Genomic DNA, 15,815 nt, shown 5'->3' on the forward strand with positions numbered 1-15,815 from the left:
AATGAAGCATATACCTGTAACTCAAGGGATCAATCCTCTTTCTTGTTCAGCCAGTCATTTTGTGTTAGGCTTCCCCAATGCAATTTATTCAAAAAAAATCTTTTCATGCCCTTGTGGTAATGTTAAAAATTCCTGTTGTTGGACAGGTGAAGACAAGACTTGCGACGCAGATTGGCAAAGAAGATGCGACAAAACTTTATAGGTGTTTTATACACGATACTTTTAGCCGCATAAGTTTATTAAGTAATATAGACATTATTGCGGCATACACCCCTCAAAATCTCATAGGCAGGGCAAAAAGATTAGCGCCATCAGGGGCTGTCATAATCCCTCAAAAAGGTAGAGACCTCGGTGAACGTCTTCAGAATATATTTTCCCGTCTTTTTTCCATCGGTTACAAAAAGATTGCAATAATAGGCGCCGACAGTCCTGACCTGCCAATTGAATACATTGAAAAATCTTTTTTGTTGCTTAAAGGAAAAACAGGGCTTGTTCTTGGCCCTTCTGAAGACGGCGGCTATTATCTTATTGCTATGTCAAGGGGGGATCACAGGGAAATATTCAAAGACATTTCATGGAGCACAGATGCGGTTTTTAAAGAGACCATAGAAAAGGCAAAGAGGGCTGGATTAAAATCGGCTGTATTGCCGCAATGGTATGATGTGGATGAGATAAACACCCTTAAAAAATTAAGGAACAATCTGAGGTCAATCTCTCCTGCAACAAAAACAGGTAAACTGCTTGAAAAGATTTTTAAAGATATACATACAAATACCTAACAGTTGACAAACCGTTAGAATATATTATAGCCTATAAGCCTTCCGGAGGGGTAAGAAATGAAAAAGATAGCGCCATCTATCCTGTCTGCAGATTTTACAAAACTTGCAAAGGAGATAAAGGCTGTTGAGGACGCAAAGGCGGATTATATACATATAGATGTGATGGACGGCCACTTTGTGCCAAATATAACAGTAGGGCCATTTATTGTGGAGGCTGTCAGAAGGGCGACAAGGCTTCCTTTGGATGTTCATCTGATGATAGAAAACCCTGATAAGTTTATTCAGGATTTTGCGAAGGTGGGAAGCGACATTATAACGGTCCATGCGGAGACATGCAGGCATTTGCACAGAACTATTCAGTATATAAAAGAACAAGGTATAAGGGCAGGCGTATCCCTGAATCCTACAACTCCTCTATGCCGTCTTGACCATATATTGGGAGATGTTGATTTGGTTTTGATTATGACTGTAAATCCGGGTTTCAGCGGCCAGAGTTTTATAAATTCATGCATTCCGAAGATAGAACGTCTCAGGAGAATGATTGATGAGGGTAATTACAATGCAGAGCTTGAGGTGGATGGCGGGATAAAGGTTTCTAATATAGGCGCTGTGGCAAAGGCAGGCGCAGATGTGTTTGTTGCAGGCTCTGCTGTATTCGGGAGCGAAAACTATAAGAAGACAATAGCGGCGATGAAGCTGGAGATAGGCGAATAAATTTGCGTGAGTATTTTTAGAAGGTTGTTCCTACACCGATGCCTATGTGAATATCAGGGCCTCCATAGGGTTTCCACAGGTGATATTCTTTTGGATATATGACAGGATAATTATAATTGGTTTCACCAAACGGCCTTTGCTGAGAGCCGGTTACTTCACCTGCCACAGTTATAAGCCTGCCCTGACTAAATATGGCAGGGTCTTTGAATTCCTTAAACAGTATAATGAATCTACCCTTCGATGCCTCAGGATTTTTTGGCATATTTATTCTGTTTAATGGTTGTTGGACAACCTCAATAAGCGTTTCATCCGGCAGATTTGTGGTCCTGATAATTGTGCCGCCCAGGAGAACCATTTTATTTTTATAGGCATCTGGGTTTGTTAATATTTGTTCAAAGGTAATTGCTTGGTCAACGGTCTTTAAAACCTCCGGCGATATGACAGGCGCGCAGGAGATTAATGAGGTTAACAGTAATAAGTAAACCCCCACACCAAAGATTTTGGTGTGGGGGTAAATAACAGGGCAGAGTTTTTGTCTTAAGAATAATTTGCCTTTCATATCTTTTTACTATACACTAATTGCTGTTCAATCATTATTATATTCTTTCGGGGCGTGGCTCAGTCTGGTAGAGCACTGCGTTCGGGACGCAGGGGTCGTGGGTTCGAATCCCGCCGCCCCGACCAATTCAGAAGAAAAAGATTGGCTAATCGTTGTGATTATAACGTCACAAGATTATCCCTGTGTATCACCTCATCATAATATTTATAGCCTAAGGTCTTTTCAATCTCGGTGGTCTTAATCCCCTTTATCTTTTCAATCTCTATTGAACTGTAGTTTGCAACACCCCTTGCAAATTCCTTTTCGTGCCGGTCTACGCAGTAAATAACCTCACCTGCCTCAAATACGCCGTCTATCTTTGTTATACCGGACGGCAGCAGGCTTTTCCCTTTTTTTAGAATAGCATCCTTTGCGCCTTCGTCAACAAATATCCGCCCCGTTGGCCTGGCAGAAAATGCAATCCAGTGTTTTTTGCTTGTAAGCTTGTCCTCCATTGGAAGAAATAGTGTCCCAACATCCGCGCAGCTGAAAATCTTTTTCAATATATCGGCATCTCTTCCATTAGCAACAATAGTCGGCGCGCCGAAGTGTGCAGCCTTTTTTGCCGCCTCTACCTTTGATGCCATGCCGCCTGTGCCGAATACGCTTGCCCCCGATAGATTCAATCGGGGGCTTGCTGTCTCTCCTCTCCATACTACAGCAAGATGGTCAACATTATCTACCACAGGTATAAGTTTTGCTGTCTTATCCTTTTTGGGATCCTTATCAAACAATCCGTCTATATCTGTCAGGATGACCAACAAATCTGCTTCAATCAGATTTGTAACAAGCGCAGCCAGATGGTCATTGTCGCCAAATTTTATCTCATCCACTGCCACAGTATCGTTTTCATTTATGATCGGGATTATATTGTAGCCAAGGAGGGTAGAGAGGGTATTCCTGGCGTTTAAAAATCTCTGCCTGTTGCCAAGGTCATCATGCGTCAGGAGCATCTGGGCAACCTTTTCGCCCAGCGGCGTAAATGCCTTTTCATACAATGCTATCAGGCTTCCTTGTCCAAGGGCTGCGATTGCCTGTTTTTCAGGGATGCTTGCCGGCTTTTTTTTAAGCCCCATCTTTTTCATTCCTATTGCAATGGCGCCTGATGTAACAAGAATAATATCTTTGCCGGACTTTTTTATTTCCGATATGCCCCTCGCAAGATTTAAAAACACTGCCTCATCAAGCCCGTCATCATGTCCGCCTGCAAGCACAGCGCTGCCAATCTTGACGACAATCTTTTTTGCAGAGGAAATATAATCTTTTCTCTTCAAAATAAATCATTAACCTCCTGTCTGTTTTTCTTAATCAGGATATCGCGCTGCGATGCTGCGTATGGCGTCAAGGCTTGCGAAAAAGACACTGATCAAATCAGGGTCAAAGTGCTTGCCTGAGTCTTCTTTAAGGGTTTCCAGCACCCTTGACTCATCCCAGGACTCTTTATATACCCTTCTTGAGGATAATGCGTCGTATACATCCGCAATAGCAACTATCCTGCCAAAAAGCGGTATTTCTTCTTCTTTTTTGCCGAGTGCAGCCCCTTTACCGGATTCAAAGTTAGAGAGGGGTTTGCCTGTCATGATGTCAATATGTCCGGGGTATCCGTTGCCATCCCACTTTTCATGGTGATTTAGCGCAACAAGGCAGGCAGTCTCATCAAAGTCTGAGTATGCGTCGGAAAAAAGCCTTGCGCCAAGATAGGTGTGTTGTTTCATTATTTCCATCTCATTATTATCCAGTCTGGCAGGTTTTTTTAATATAACATCGGAAATTGCCACCTTCCCCACATCATGAAGCATCGCGGCCATTCTGAGGATATCCTTGTTAGTGTTAAGCTCCGTTTCCGAAACCCCCTTTTGCAAAGCCCATGTCTCATAAATCTCCACAGAATATGCAGCCACACGATTGACATGGGCGCCTGTTTCTTTGGGGTCGCGGAGTTCGGCCATCCTTATCATCCTGAGGATTATTGCCCGCGTCATCATGGCGCGCTCCACGGCAATAGCCGCATTATTGGCAAAGTGCATAATAAATGGCTCATCCTCCTCAGCAAACCGGATAATATTTTTGTCCTTGTCAAGGGCATTGATGAGTTGAAGCACACCGATTACATCTCCTCTGTGGGTTTTAAGAGGAAATGTCAGCATTGACCGTGTGCGGTAATTGGATATCTCGTCGTATTGCCTGTCAAATGAATAGGGGACACCATCCGGCAGTTTATAAACATCTTTAATATTCGATGTCCTGCCCGTAAGTGCCACATATCCTGCTATAGATTTTTCATTTATTGGGATTGCAAAGGTGGAATAGATGAGCTTTTTGCCTTCAGGCAGTTTCTTTCTAATGGTTTCGTTCTGGGTGTAGCTGAATTTTAACTCAGCGCCTTCTTTTATGTAGATTGAGCCTGCATCTGCATTGACAAATTGCCGCGCCTCTGTAAGAAGCCTCTCAAGTAGAACATCTATATCTTTAACCTGAGCGACCTCCAGCCCGAGATTTATTATCTGTGTGAGTTTCTGTTTTTCATTGAGCATAGAATTAATAAATCTCCGCTGTCATTAATTCCTGATTCGGCCCGCCGTTTAGAAGCTTTACTACCTTAACACCATCGTCAAAATAATCAACCACATTGAGACAGCCATAATCCTGCTCAATCCTGAAAAAATTTTCCATGGGAAGGCGCATGGCATCGCAAAGGGCAACCCTGTTCACACCGCCATGTGCAACAAGGACAATATGCCCGCCTTTATGTTTATTTAAAATACTTTCCAAGGCAGGCATAACCCTTGCCTTTAAATCATGCAGGTTCTCGCCGTCCTTAACCCTTGTATTTGCAAGATCTCTGAATCTGAAATCTGCCTCTTCAGGGAACTTTGCTGCGCCCTCTTCCCTTGTAAGCCCTTCCCACCTGCCGAGGTGAAGCTCACGGAAGGCATGAATCTTTACAGGCTTTATCTCCAGATACTTTCCTATAATCTCAGCCCCCTTGAATGCCCTCTGAAGGTCGCTTGAATACACTGCCTTTATCGGCTCTTTTGCAAGAAATGCCGCAATATTTTCCATCTGCAGGACACCTATGTCTGTTATATCCACATCAAAGTGGCCGTTGTAGCGGAACTCATGGTGGTTAACCACCTGGCCGTGACGGAGGAGATAGAGACGGGTAATGTTCATATCTTTATATTACCTCTGCAATTACAATTAAAATAAATAACACCTCTGACATCTCGCTCTGAAAACCGAACACATCTCCAGTTACGCCGCCTAATTTTTTTCTGAAAAATACTGTTATTAAATATATCATAAAAAGCATGACAGCTAAATAGGGAAGCGCAAGCCATCCTAAAAAGATTGTGGAGAAAAATAATGCAAGGAACGTTGCCGGCAAAAATTCTTTTATGCCTGTATTCTCTGTAAACGTCCTGCCGAGGCCGCTTGTTGGTCTCGCATAATCCGCCCAGTATGCCATTGGAACCATAGACCACCTGCCTATAACAGGGATAAGAAAGAGGATGTAATTTTTTATCTCTGTCTGCAGGCTGTTTATGGCAAGAAATTTTGTCAGGAGCAAAAGAATCAGCGCCACAACACCGATAGCGCCTATCCTGCTGTCCCGCATTATATCAAGCTTCTCTTCCCTTGTATTGCCGCCTGCAAGGCCGTCAATGGTGTCAGCAAAGCCGTCAAGGTGAAAACCGCCGTTGGTCAATATTAAAACTACTAAGACAAGGCCGCTTGCAATATCGGTTGGTAAAAACCTTGAAAAGAGGAGATTTGCGCCAACAAGGATTATCCCCTGAACTGCGCCGACCAGAGGGAAGAAGGCTGTACTCCTGCCCAGTTCCCTTTCTTCAACAGTGTCTTTGATTTTGACAGGGATAATCGTGAGGAGTTGCAGTGCGTATATAAAACCTTTCATCTTTTTGCTTCTGACTTCTGACTGCTGATTGCTGGTTCTTCTTCATCATTTCTATCAGATACGCCAGCCTCTCCAAAGGTTGCCATCTCGTTGTATATCTTCACGCCTGCCTCTATCAAAGAGATGCCGAGCGCAGCGCCTGTTCCTTCGCCAAGCCTCATATTAAGATTGAGTATGGGCTTCAAATCCATCCTCTCCAGCATTATCCAGTGTCCTCTTTCAACAGAGGTGTGCGCTGCGAACATATATTCTTTAACCTTCGGCTCAAGCTCATAAGCAATGAGCGCCCCTGCTGTTGATATGAATCCGTCAATAACAACAGGAATACGGTTTGCGGCTGCGCCCAGCACAAGGCCGGCAATGCCCGCTATCTCTGCGCCGCCGAGTTTTGCCAGCACATCCGTAGGGTCTTTCGGATTGGGCTTATTTATCCTAATCGCATCCTCTATGACCTTTACCTTGTTTTGAAAGGCGCTCTCATTTATCCCTGTGCCTTTGCCTGTAACATCAGCCACAGGCCTTTTTGAAAAGAGAGAGGCAATGGCGCTGGAAGGGGTTGTGTTTGCAATCCCCATCTCGCCTGTGCCGAAGATATGATAACCCTTTTTAGCATATTCCCCTGATAGTTCAATGCCCACTTCAATACACTTAATTGCCTCTCCCCTTGTCATGGCAGGCCCCTTGCGGATATTTTTTGTTCCCCTGATTATCTTTTTGTGTATGAGACCATCCAGATTGCCGAAATCATAATCAACGCCAATGTCAATAACCGCCACATCCGCTCCCGCATGTCTTGCCAGCACATTTATCCCTGCGCCGCCCCGCAGGAAATTCAACACCATCTGCGGCGTAACCTCTTTTGGAAATGCAGAAACCCCTTCCTCTGCAACACCGTGGTCCCCTGCAAAGGTAAATATCGCCTTTTTATTCAGCGCAGGCCGCGTATTTTCAGTGATGGCAACAATCCGCGCTGCGAATTCCTCCAGCCTTCCCAGACTCCCTTGCGGCTTTGTAAGATTATCAAGCCTCTTCTGCGCCTTTTCGTAAAATACAGGATTTAACGGCCTGATGGAATTTATTGTTTGTTCAAGTTTGGACATTTGAGACCCCCTTATAAATAATTTAGTGTCATAGAGTCATAGTCTTTTCCCTGCCCCCTGACTCTTTTTGATACTCTGTGCTATCTCAACCTCATCTCCATCCCGCTTACCACAAAATAGACCTCATCTGCAGCCTCTGCCATCTTCTGGTTTGAGATGCCTGATATATCCCTGAATCTTCTTGCCAACGGATTGTCAGGTACAATGCCAAGCCCAACCTCATTAGAAACAATTATGATATTTGTTTTGGATGCTTTGCAGGCAGAGATAAGAGAATGGATTTCTTTTGTAATTCCTCCCGCACCTTTGCCAGAGGGGCGATTGGCGGTGTGCATCATATTTGAAATCCACAACGTCAAACAGTCCAGCAGTATCACATCGTATCCAGTATTTTTTTTAATAACATCGGCGATCTTTATCGGCGACTCTATAGTCTTCCAGTTATTTCCCCTTTCTTTTTTGTGCCTCTTAATCCTTTGCAGCATTTCATTATCCAATGCCTCGGCAGTGGCAAGATACAATCTCTTTCCAGGAATTGACTCTGCCAGTTTTAATGCAAAGGCGCTCTTCCCTGAACGTGCCCCGCCTGTTACGAAGATAAGTTTAGTATTCAATTCCCTTCCTAGCTTTTACACCATTGTCAAACGGATGTTTTATCTTTAGCATCTCTGTAACATAGTCTGCCGTCTTTACAAGTTCAACATGAGCATCTCTGCCTGTTAATACCACCTCCAACCCTTCCGGCCTGTTTCTTAAAAAAGCTGATAATTCATCCAGCGAGAGCCAGCCTCCTGCAACGACACTGTTTATTTCGTCCAGAACGAGGAGGTTTACATCGCCCTTATCAATTCTTTTCTTTATTGCTTCAAAGGTATCTGTAATAGACTTTTGAAGCAGTTCCTTATCTGTATGTTCCTTTGTAAATATTGGATGCCGGACATTAGAGCGGATAAGCTCTATCTCAGGGATCTTCTTGAATATCTCCTTTTCTCCTGACGGCGCATCATCAAGTTTAAAGAACTGCACAAAAAGCGCCTTCTTCCCCTGGCCGGCAGCCCTTATAGTAAGGCCGATGCTGGCTGTTGTTTTGCCCTTTCCTTCCCCTGTGTAAATATGTATCAGGCCTTTTTTCATAAATAAGAAACCCATCCCTTTCCACCCCGATGTTATATCGGGACAGCTCCCGGTTTTAACGGGATTCCCTGTGTAGTTACTTTTAAAAAGTAATTGCGCATAGACTATCAAGTTTAAATCAAATGAGTCAATACAAAGTTTTATTTTTTTCCCTTTGACATTTTTTTTTCCACTTGCAATAATTGCCAAATGAAAGGGCTGGATGACCTTGGAAAATAAAAATTTAAAGATTACGCCGCTCCATCAAATCCATAAAGAACTTCATGCAAGAATGGTTCCCTTTGCAGGATGGGAAATGCCTGTGCAGTATGCCGGTGTGATAGAAGAACACCTCGTTGTCCGTAAGTCATGCGGGCTGTTTGATGTAAGCCACATGGGTGAGATAGAGGTATCAGGCGCAAAGGCCATTGAGGCAGTTCAAGGCATAACAACCAATGATGCATCTAAACTCAAAGATGGCCAGGTGCAGTATACGTTGTTATGTTATCCGAATGGCGGGGTAGTGGATGATGTTACGCTTTACAAATTCAGCGATACAAGATATATGTTTTGCGTAAACGCCTCAAACACAGAAAAGGACTTTAACTGGATTAAGGAAAATGCCGGCAGTATTGCAGATATTAAAAATCTAAGTAATTATTTTGGCCAGATAGCTATACAGGGGCCTCTGTCTCAGGAGGTTTTACAAAATACTTGCAATCTTGATTTATCTCTAATAAGGTATTACCATTTTAAAAATGTAAATGTCTTTGGCGCAGATGTTGTCATATCAAAGACAGGCTATACAGGTGAAGACGGGTTTGAGATTTATACTCCATGGGATGCGACAATAACGATTTGGCAAAGATTGATGGAGGCAGGCAATAAGTTCGGTATAAAGCCAATCGGCCTTGGGGCAAGAGATACATTGAGATTAGAGATGGGTTTCCCGTTGTATGGAAATGAACTTAACGAAAACACAACCCCTCTTGAGGCAGGTTTGCACAAATTTGTAACATTGGATAAAGGACATTTTATCGGCAAGGACGCATTGGTAAAACAGGCAAGGCAAGGTATAAATAAAAAGCTTGTTGGTCTTGAGATGATAGAATCCGGAATACCGCGGAGCCGCTATAAAATCTTTGCAAAGGGCAGGGCAATCGGTGAAGTAACAAGCGGAACAATGTCGCCGTTTCTTGGCAAGGCCATTGGCATGGGTTATGTAGAAACGGCATTTTCGCCTATTGAGACGGAATTAGCAGTAGAGATTAGAAATAAGATGGTAAGGGCTAAGGTTTCAAAAACCCGGTTTTATACAAGAGACACCGCTGCAAAGGCAGCAAACTAAAAAGAAAAGGAGAGGGAACTATGGAATTTCCAAAAGATTTAAGATACACCAAAGAGCATGAATGGGTAAGAATGGAAGGGAATGTAGCCACAATTGGGATTACCGATCATGCCCAGGATTCGCTTGGGGATATTGTTTACCTTGAGCTTCCAAGTGACGGGGCAGCCGTAACAAAGGATGAGACATTTGGCGTTGTTGAGTCTGTCAAAGCGGTGTCGGACCTCTATTCACCTATCAGCGGAACTGTCATAGAGATAAATGACGCGCTGGTTGACAGCCCTGAGGTTATAAATGGCGACCCTTACGGAGATGCATGGATGTTGAAGGTCGAGATGAATAGTCCGGCGGAAATAAAAGAATTGTTGACAGCAGATGAATATAAAAAGTATGTGGAGGAAGAAAAATAGTCATTGCAAACTGTAAAATGCAAAATGCAAAATATCTAATCTGCAATTTGCAATGTTCAATCTTCATTTTGCAATGGAGCATAGCGACATGTCATACATCCCCCATACCGAAAAAGATATACAGGAAATGCTCAAGGTCATTGGCGCGGAGTCTGTAGAAGACCTTTTTAAGGCAATTCCAGATAACCTGAGAGTAAAGAAGCCGTTAAACTTGCCTGCTCCTCTTTCTGAGCAAGAGCTAATTCAGGAGATGACAACTCTCAGCAGAAAGAATGCTACGGTAGAGGAGTATGTTTCCTTTCTTGGCGCAGGCGCATACAACCATTATATGCCAAGCATTGTAAATCATCTCATATCCCGTTCCGAGTTTTATACTGCCTATACACCATATCAGCCGGAAATCAGCCAGGGTACTTTACAAGCCGTATTTGAATACCAGACCCTTATATGCCAGCTCACGGGCATGGATGTGAGCAATGCCTCCATGTATGACGGCGCTTCTGCAAGTGCAGAAGCAGTCTTAATGGCCAGAAGGATTAATAACAGGTCAAAGGTTATATTATCTGCCGCCATTCATCCTGAATATCGCGGGGTAATCAATACATATCTCTCCGGAAATAGAGATAGTATAAAAGAAGTCTTTTACTGCACAGAGACAGGCAGGACAATGCCGGAGGCAATAGAAAAACTCCTTGATAAAGACACTTCATCCGTTGTTATCCAGCAACCGAACTTCTTCGGCTCAATTGAGGACATCAAAGCCATTGCTGAGGTTGTCCATAAAAATAATAGTATTTTAATCATTTCAATTGCAGAACCCATATCTTTGGGTCTGCTCAAACCACCGGGAGAACTTGGCGCTGATATTGTAATCGGCGAAGGACAGGCCTTTGGGAACGGCCTCAACTTTGGCGGTCCGTATCTCGGCTTTTTTGCAACATTAGAAAAGTATTTAAGGCAGATGCCGGGAAGGCTTGTTGGAGAGACTGTTGATAAAAGAGGAAAAAGCGGCTATGTCCTTACTATGGCTGCAAGAGAGCAGCATATCAGAAGAGAAAAGGCAACATCCAATATCTGCACAAACGAAGGGCTGTGCGCTCTGGCGGCGGCGATCTATTTAACAGCGCTTGGAAAAAACGGTTTGATGGAACTGGCAAGATTAAATCTATCAAAGGCAGAGTACCTGAAAAATGGGCTTGCAAATATAAAAGGAATTAAGCCGGCATTTACCGCTCCGACATTTAACGAATTTGTAATAGAACTGGATAAAGAACCTGATGGTGTGTTAAAGGCGCTTTTAAAAAAGGGTGTGATTGCAGGGCTTCAGCTAAAAGGGCTTTATCGTGAGCTTTCAAGGCATGTACTGATTTGCGCAACTGAGATGAATACCAAAGAGCAGATGGATGAATTGCTGGAGGGGCTGGAGAAGATAGCTACATAGATTATGTAATATAGGCATAAGAAAGGACCCGCAATGGACGAACCATTAATATTTGAAAAAAGTTCTGCAAAGAGAAAGGGCGTATCCGTACCAAAATCGGATTGCCCTGAAATTAATCCTCGTGATGTTATCTCAAAGGAATTTTTGCGTGATGACATTAAGGGATTCCCGGAGGTGTCTGAAATAGATGTTGTCCGCCATTTTACGAGGCTTTCTCAGTGGAATTTTGGCGTTGATACAGGTTTTTATCCCCTCGGCTCATGCACCATGAAGTACAATCCCAAAATAAACGAGGATATTGCAAGGCTTCATGGATTTTCCATGCTTCATCCTTACGAACCGGAAGAGCTGACACAAGGGGCATTGCAGCTTATGTATGAGCTTAAGGGGTTTTTGGCAGAGATAAGCGGCATGGATGCGGTTACTCTTCAGCCTGCTGCAGGCGCGCATGGAGAGTTGTGCGGTATGCTCATGATTGCAGCGTATTTTAAGGAAAAGGGAAGACCGCGAAAAAAGGTGATTATCCCTGATACTGCCCACGGCACAAACCCTGCAAGCTCTCATCTTGCCGGTTTTACTGTTGTCTCTGTGAAGGAAGAAAACGGCGGTATTATAACCCCTGAGGCAATAGCATCTGTCATGGATGAGGACACAGCGGCGCTGATGCTTACCAATCCGAACACCCTCGGCCTTTTTGAAAGGCATATAAAAGAGATTGCTGAGATAGTCCATAAGAAGGGCGGATTTATTTATTGCGACGGCGCAAATCTGAATGCGCTTATGGGTATCGCAAAACTTGGCGATATGGGCGTTGATGTGATTCAATTTAATCTTCATAAGACATTTTCAACGCCGCACGGCGGGGGGGGGCCTGGCAGCGGCCCTGTTGGCGTGAAAAAATCTCTTGAGCCATTCCTGCCGAAACCGAGGATAATAAAAAAGGGGAGGAGGTTTAGCCTTGATTATAATAGGCCAAAAACCATTGGAAGACTCAGGGCATTCTACGGCAACTTCGGCATTATGGCGAGGGCATACAGTTATATAAAGGCAATGGGGCCGGATGGTCTTAAAAAGGCTAGCGAGATGGCAGTGCTGAACGCCAACTACATAAAAGAGAGATTAAAAGACCGCTATCATCTTGCCTATGACCAGACCTGTATGCACGAGTGTGTGTTCTCGGACAAAGCGCAATCTGAAAAGGATGTGCATACGCTTGACATCGCTAAAAGGCTTATTGACTATGGTTTTCATCCGCCTACCATCTATTTCCCTCTTATTGTGTCGGGTGCGCTCATGATAGAGCCAACAGAGACGGAGACCAAAGAAACTCTGGATGGATTTATTGATGCCATGATAAAGATTGCAAACGAGTCAGAAGAAAATCCGGATATGGTTAAAAATGCGCCGCATACCACAAGGCTCGGCAAGCTTGATGAGACACGGGCAGCAAGAAATCCGATATTGAGATGGAAAAATAGCTGATAGCAACTATTATGAGCTATGAGCTAAACAGGAGATTTATTTATGGATAAAAACTTAGCAATAGAGGTTGTAAGGGTTACAGAGGCTGCTGCGTTGGCCAGCGCAAGGCTTATGGGAAGGGGTGATGAAAAGGCCGCTGATCAGGCTGCGGTGGACGCAATGAGAAAGGCATTTAATTCAATCAAGATGTGCGGGACAGTGGTTATAGGCGAGGGCGAAAGGGATGAAGCCCCCATGCTCTATATCGGAGAAAAGGTAGGCTGTGGAGACAACAACTCATCCGCAATAGATATTGCCCTTGACCCTCTGGAAGGAACCACCCTAACCGCAACAGGCGGGCCAAATGCGCTGTCAGTTATAGCCATTGCACAAAAAGGCAATTTCCTTCATGCGCCTGATACCTACATGGAAAAGATAGCTGTTGGTCCCCGGGCCAAAGGGGCAATTGACCTGAACAAGACGCCTACGGAAAATTTACGAAATATCGCTGACGCTCAAAAAGTAAATATTGAAGACCTTACGGTTATCATCTTGAAGAGGGACAGACACAAAGACCTTATTGAGGAGGTAAGAAGGGCCGGGGCGCGGATAAAGCTTATCCCTGACGGCGATGTGTCGGCAGCCATTGCCACGGCAAAAGAGGAGAGCGGCGTGGATGTGCTCATGGGCATCGGCGGCGCGCCGGAAGGGGTTATAGCCGCAGCAGCCCTGCGGTGTGTAGGCGGCGATATGCAGGGAAGACTCAAGCCGCGAAATGACGATGAAATAACGCGGGCAAAAAAGATGGGCATAAAGGATATAAATAAAATATACCACATAGAAGAACTTGCTAAAGGCGATGTAATGTTTGCGGCAACAGGGGTTACAGATGGTGATTTCTTAAGAGGCGTCAGATTTTTCGGCGGAGGCGCGGAAACCCACTCTGTTGTGATGCGGTCAAAGACTAGGACAATCCGATACATAACAGCGACTCACTATTTTAAACATAAGCCAAGTTACTAATCGCAGGCTAAAACCCCTGCCAAACTACATCTATATGAAGATGCGGATTCTTTATCCATTGTTTGTTTTATATTGTGCTATAATGCCGTCTTCTGCCCACGCTGAGGTTGAGATAGATGGACGCGAGCTATATCTTCACTGGTGCAGCCAGTGCCACGGCCTTGAAGGGAGGGGTGATGGTGTAAACTCTGCACCCGATACCGATATGCGGATAAATCCCAGGGATCATACTGACGCCTCTTATATGTCAACAAGGACAGATAAACAGTTAGAGGAGGTAATAAAGGGCGGCGGGATAAGTATAAGCAAGTCGGCTATGATGCCGCCATGGAGAGCTACCCTTACGGATAAGGAAATAAAGGCCGTAATTTTATACCTCAGGAAACTCTGCAACTGCCAGTTTGAAGGAGTTCTCTCGGATGAAAAACTTAGAAAAGCTTCTCCTGATTTCAAGTAGGATAGATATCGGAAAACAGATTAAAATAATGCGCAGGCTCATCTATATATTACCCCTTATCTTTCAAGTCATGCTTTTCTACAATGCCTATGTCTATGCAAACACCTGCATAGACTGCCACACCAATCCCAAATATAAGAAGGAAGATATAGAAAAGCTAAAAAAATGCCTCACCTGCCACGGCATTGCAGGCCATCCCTATAAGGATGCGGCTCCCAGGAAAGGGGTTATAGGGGTAGCAGAAGCTGCAGAGAAGGAGATTATTTCAGACTTAAAGGACATGGTCTTAATTCCTGCAGGTGAATTCCTTATGGGCACTGACGACAGGTTGAGGGATGAAAAACCCCTCCATGTTGTGTATCTCTGGGCTTTTTACATAGACAGGTTTGAGGTGACAAACGAGGATTACAAGAAATTTACTTCTGCCTCCGGTTACTATGCGCCGGATAATTGGGAATATGGCCGCTATCCGTCCGGAAAGGGGAAACACCCTGTAATATTTGTAAGCTGGAATGATGCGGATGCATACTGTAAGTGGCGCGGCAAGAGGCTTCCCCGTGAAAGGGAATGGGAAAAGGCAAGCAGAGGCGCTGACGGCCGCATATATCCATGGGGCAACAAATGGGATATGAATAAATCTAATAATCCCTTGAGTGGATATGAAGGCACAATGGAAGTCGGTTCATTTGAAGCAGGGAAGAGCCCTTACGGCCTTTACGATATGAGCGGGAATGTCTGGGAATGGGTTGATGATTATTATTTTGCGCACCCAGGATCAGATGCTGTGAGCCCCGAGTTTGGTCAGAAACATAGATTGTTAAAGGGCGGTTCATGGATGGATTGCTCGTTCTACACCTGCGGTATTTCGGCGCCTGTATTTAACAGGTCATTTTTTGATCCATCCATAAAGAATGACAGCTTCGGCTTCAGATGCGCTTCAGATGTAAAATAAAATTTATGCGGAAATTTAACGATGATAGATAAGAATAAGAAGATCTACGGCTATTTGCTCATAATCTCCAGTCTTTTTCTATTTTCGTGCTCCATAGAAAAGGCGTCCCAAATAGAAGGCATGGTATATATACCCTCCGGCGAGTTTATCATGGGAAGCGCAGATATTGACACAGAAGGCCTTGGAAAGGAGTTCGGTGAAAGAAAAGGCAGATACTATGAGGATGAAAAACCTGTGAGGAAAATATTTCTGAAAGGATTTTATATAGGTAAATACGAAGTAACTAATATGGAATATAAGACATTTGTTACTGCGGCAAACTATCCCCCTCCCCCAACATGGGTAAATACTATGTATCCTAACAGTGAAGCAAATCACCCTGTAACCAATGTAACATGGTTTGATGCCTATAACTACTGTGCCTGGGCAGGCAAGAGACTGCCCACAGAAGAAGAGTGGGAAAAGGCTGCCAGAGGCCCGAATGGGAACAAATATCCATGGGG

18 protein-coding genes and 1 tRNA gene are annotated in these 15,815 nt (G+C 44.2%); 11 read left to right on the forward strand and 8 right to left on the reverse strand.

The features are described from left to right. Positions 1-119 precede the first annotated feature (119 nt). Together Q8P28_05515 and rpe are read left to right on the forward strand one after the other, a co-directional pair. Positions 120-779: a TIGR04282 family arsenosugar biosynthesis glycosyltransferase gene (locus tag Q8P28_05515; protein ID MDP2682252.1), complete on the forward strand. Its 660-nt coding sequence runs from the start codon at positions 120-122 to the stop codon at positions 777-779. Positions 780-836: 57 nt separating this feature from the next. Further along, positions 837-1,493 (forward strand): ribulose-phosphate 3-epimerase, encoded by a 657-nt coding sequence (rpe, locus tag Q8P28_05520; GenBank protein MDP2682253.1) that lies wholly within the window; start codon positions 837-839, stop codon positions 1,491-1,493. Between the two features lie 16 nt (positions 1,494-1,509). Here rpe and Q8P28_05525 read toward each other — a convergent pair whose 3' ends face one another. Beyond that, positions 1,510-2,052: a Slp family lipoprotein gene (locus Q8P28_05525; GenBank protein ID MDP2682254.1), complete on the reverse strand. Its 543-nt coding sequence runs from the start codon at positions 2,050-2,052 to the stop codon at positions 1,510-1,512. 48 nt (positions 2,053-2,100) lie between these two features. Here Q8P28_05525 and Q8P28_05530 point away from each other — a divergent pair. Beyond that, positions 2,101-2,177, forward strand: a tRNA-Pro gene (locus tag Q8P28_05530). Positions 2,178-2,210: 33 nt separating this feature from the next. Here Q8P28_05530 and proB read toward each other — a convergent pair. The 7 genes from proB to Q8P28_05565 form a co-directional block, all read right to left on the reverse strand. Further along, on the reverse strand, positions 2,211-3,365 hold the full coding sequence (gene proB, locus Q8P28_05535; protein MDP2682255.1) for a glutamate 5-kinase: 1,155 nt from the start codon (positions 3,363-3,365) through the stop codon (positions 2,211-2,213). A gap of 30 nt (positions 3,366-3,395) precedes the next feature. Continuing rightward, on the reverse strand, positions 3,396-4,625 hold the full coding sequence (locus Q8P28_05540; protein MDP2682256.1) for an HD domain-containing protein: 1,230 nt from the start codon (positions 4,623-4,625) through the stop codon (positions 3,396-3,398). Between the two features lie 4 nt (positions 4,626-4,629). Further along, positions 4,630-5,265 carry a histidine phosphatase family protein gene (locus Q8P28_05545; GenBank protein MDP2682257.1) on the reverse strand — a complete coding sequence of 212 codons (636 nt, stop codon included), beginning with the start codon at positions 5,263-5,265 and terminating at the stop codon, positions 4,630-4,632. Positions 5,266-5,269: 4 nt separating this feature from the next. Then, complete coding sequence (gene cobS, locus Q8P28_05550; protein ID MDP2682258.1) at positions 5,270-6,010, reverse strand: adenosylcobinamide-GDP ribazoletransferase; 741 nt, start codon at positions 6,008-6,010, stop codon at positions 5,270-5,272. Further along, a complete protein-coding gene (gene cobT / locus Q8P28_05555; protein MDP2682259.1) occupies positions 6,007-7,110 on the reverse strand; it encodes a nicotinate-nucleotide--dimethylbenzimidazole phosphoribosyltransferase in 1,104 nt (367 codons plus the stop codon). Before cobT ends, cobS begins: the two co-directional genes overlap by 4 nt. An 80-nt stretch (positions 7,111-7,190) precedes the next feature. Continuing rightward, positions 7,191-7,724 (reverse strand): bifunctional adenosylcobinamide kinase/adenosylcobinamide-phosphate guanylyltransferase, encoded by a 534-nt coding sequence (cobU, locus tag Q8P28_05560; protein MDP2682260.1) that lies wholly within the window; start codon positions 7,722-7,724, stop codon positions 7,191-7,193. Then, positions 7,714-8,259 (reverse strand): cob(I)yrinic acid a,c-diamide adenosyltransferase, encoded by a 546-nt coding sequence (locus tag Q8P28_05565; GenBank protein ID MDP2682261.1) that lies wholly within the window; start codon positions 8,257-8,259, stop codon positions 7,714-7,716. The genes cobU and Q8P28_05565 overlap by 11 nt, the downstream gene beginning before the upstream one ends. A 187-nt stretch (positions 8,260-8,446) precedes the next feature. On the opposite strand from Q8P28_05565, the gene gcvT reads away from it, so the two are divergent. The 8 genes from gcvT to Q8P28_05605 all read left to right on the forward strand — a co-directional run. Next, a complete protein-coding gene (gene gcvT, locus Q8P28_05570; GenBank protein MDP2682262.1) occupies positions 8,447-9,571 on the forward strand; it encodes a glycine cleavage system aminomethyltransferase GcvT in 1,125 nt (374 codons plus the stop codon). A 20-nt stretch (positions 9,572-9,591) separates the two neighbouring features. Continuing rightward, positions 9,592-9,978 carry a glycine cleavage system protein GcvH gene (gene gcvH, locus Q8P28_05575; protein MDP2682263.1) on the forward strand — a complete coding sequence of 129 codons (387 nt, stop codon included), beginning with the start codon at positions 9,592-9,594 and terminating at the stop codon, positions 9,976-9,978. Positions 9,979-10,066: 88 nt separating this feature from the next. Further along, positions 10,067-11,419 carry an aminomethyl-transferring glycine dehydrogenase subunit GcvPA gene (gene gcvPA, locus Q8P28_05580; protein ID MDP2682264.1) on the forward strand — a complete coding sequence of 451 codons (1,353 nt, stop codon included), beginning with the start codon at positions 10,067-10,069 and terminating at the stop codon, positions 11,417-11,419. A gap of 33 nt (positions 11,420-11,452) precedes the next feature. Then, positions 11,453-12,901 carry an aminomethyl-transferring glycine dehydrogenase subunit GcvPB gene (gene gcvPB / locus Q8P28_05585; GenBank protein ID MDP2682265.1) on the forward strand — a complete coding sequence of 483 codons (1,449 nt, stop codon included), beginning with the start codon at positions 11,453-11,455 and terminating at the stop codon, positions 12,899-12,901. A 42-nt stretch (positions 12,902-12,943) separates the two neighbouring features. Then, the gene (gene glpX, locus Q8P28_05590; protein ID MDP2682266.1) at positions 12,944-13,903 is read left to right on the forward strand and encodes a class II fructose-bisphosphatase; all 960 of its coding nucleotides are present in this window, start codon (positions 12,944-12,946) and stop codon (positions 13,901-13,903) included. Positions 13,904-13,937: 34 nt separating this feature from the next. After that, positions 13,938-14,360, forward strand: a complete 423-nt coding sequence (locus tag Q8P28_05595) for a cytochrome c (protein ID MDP2682267.1) — start codon at positions 13,938-13,940, stop codon at positions 14,358-14,360. Further along, positions 14,323-15,312 carry an SUMF1/EgtB/PvdO family nonheme iron enzyme gene (locus Q8P28_05600; protein ID MDP2682268.1) on the forward strand — a complete coding sequence of 330 codons (990 nt, stop codon included), beginning with the start codon at positions 14,323-14,325 and terminating at the stop codon, positions 15,310-15,312. Before Q8P28_05595 ends, Q8P28_05600 begins: the two co-directional genes overlap by 38 nt. 21 nt (positions 15,313-15,333) lie before the next feature. Further along, a partial coding sequence (locus Q8P28_05605; protein ID MDP2682269.1) for an SUMF1/EgtB/PvdO family nonheme iron enzyme occupies positions 15,334-15,815 on the forward strand: 482 nt, incomplete at its 3' end.

The sequence above is a fragment of the Deltaproteobacteria bacterium genome (assembly GCA_030690165.1).
GTDB lineage: Bacteria > Desulfobacterota > GWC2-55-46 > UBA9637 > UBA9637 > JACRNJ01.

What these genes read in the sequence shown, in the direction of transcription:
- Q8P28_05545 (MDP2682257.1), bottom strand. Translation starts at nt 5,265, where the DNA reads ATGAACATTACCCGTCTCTATCTCCTCCGTCACGGCCAGGTGGTTAAC.
- Q8P28_05595 (MDP2682267.1), top strand. Translation starts at nt 13,938, where the DNA reads ATGAAGATGCGGATTCTTTATCCATTGTTTGTTTTATATTGTGCTATA.
- Q8P28_05525 (MDP2682254.1), bottom strand. Translation starts at nt 2,052, where the DNA reads ATGAAAGGCAAATTATTCTTAAGACAAAAACTCTGCCCTGTTATTTAC.
- Q8P28_05565 (MDP2682261.1), bottom strand. Translation starts at nt 8,259, where the DNA reads ATGGGTTTCTTATTTATGAAAAAAGGCCTGATACATATTTACACAGGG.
- glpX (MDP2682266.1), top strand. Translation starts at nt 12,944, where the DNA reads ATGGATAAAAACTTAGCAATAGAGGTTGTAAGGGTTACAGAGGCTGCT.
- cobT (MDP2682259.1), bottom strand. Translation starts at nt 7,110, where the DNA reads ATGTCCAAACTTGAACAAACAATAAATTCCATCAGGCCGTTAAATCCT.
- gcvT (MDP2682262.1), top strand. Translation starts at nt 8,447, where the DNA reads ATGACCTTGGAAAATAAAAATTTAAAGATTACGCCGCTCCATCAAATC.
- cobS (MDP2682258.1), bottom strand. Translation starts at nt 6,010, where the DNA reads ATGAAAGGTTTTATATACGCACTGCAACTCCTCACGATTATCCCTGTC.
- Q8P28_05515 (MDP2682252.1), top strand. Translation starts at nt 120, where the DNA reads ATGTTAAAAATTCCTGTTGTTGGACAGGTGAAGACAAGACTTGCGACG.
- Q8P28_05540 (MDP2682256.1), bottom strand. Translation starts at nt 4,625, where the DNA reads ATGCTCAATGAAAAACAGAAACTCACACAGATAATAAATCTCGGGCTG.
- Q8P28_05600 (MDP2682268.1), top strand. Translation starts at nt 14,323, where the DNA reads ATGAAAAACTTAGAAAAGCTTCTCCTGATTTCAAGTAGGATAGATATC.
- rpe (MDP2682253.1), top strand. Translation starts at nt 837, where the DNA reads ATGAAAAAGATAGCGCCATCTATCCTGTCTGCAGATTTTACAAAACTT.
- gcvPA (MDP2682264.1), top strand. Translation starts at nt 10,067, where the DNA reads ATGTCATACATCCCCCATACCGAAAAAGATATACAGGAAATGCTCAAG.
- gcvH (MDP2682263.1), top strand. Translation starts at nt 9,592, where the DNA reads ATGGAATTTCCAAAAGATTTAAGATACACCAAAGAGCATGAATGGGTA.
- gcvPB (MDP2682265.1), top strand. Translation starts at nt 11,453, where the DNA reads ATGGACGAACCATTAATATTTGAAAAAAGTTCTGCAAAGAGAAAGGGC.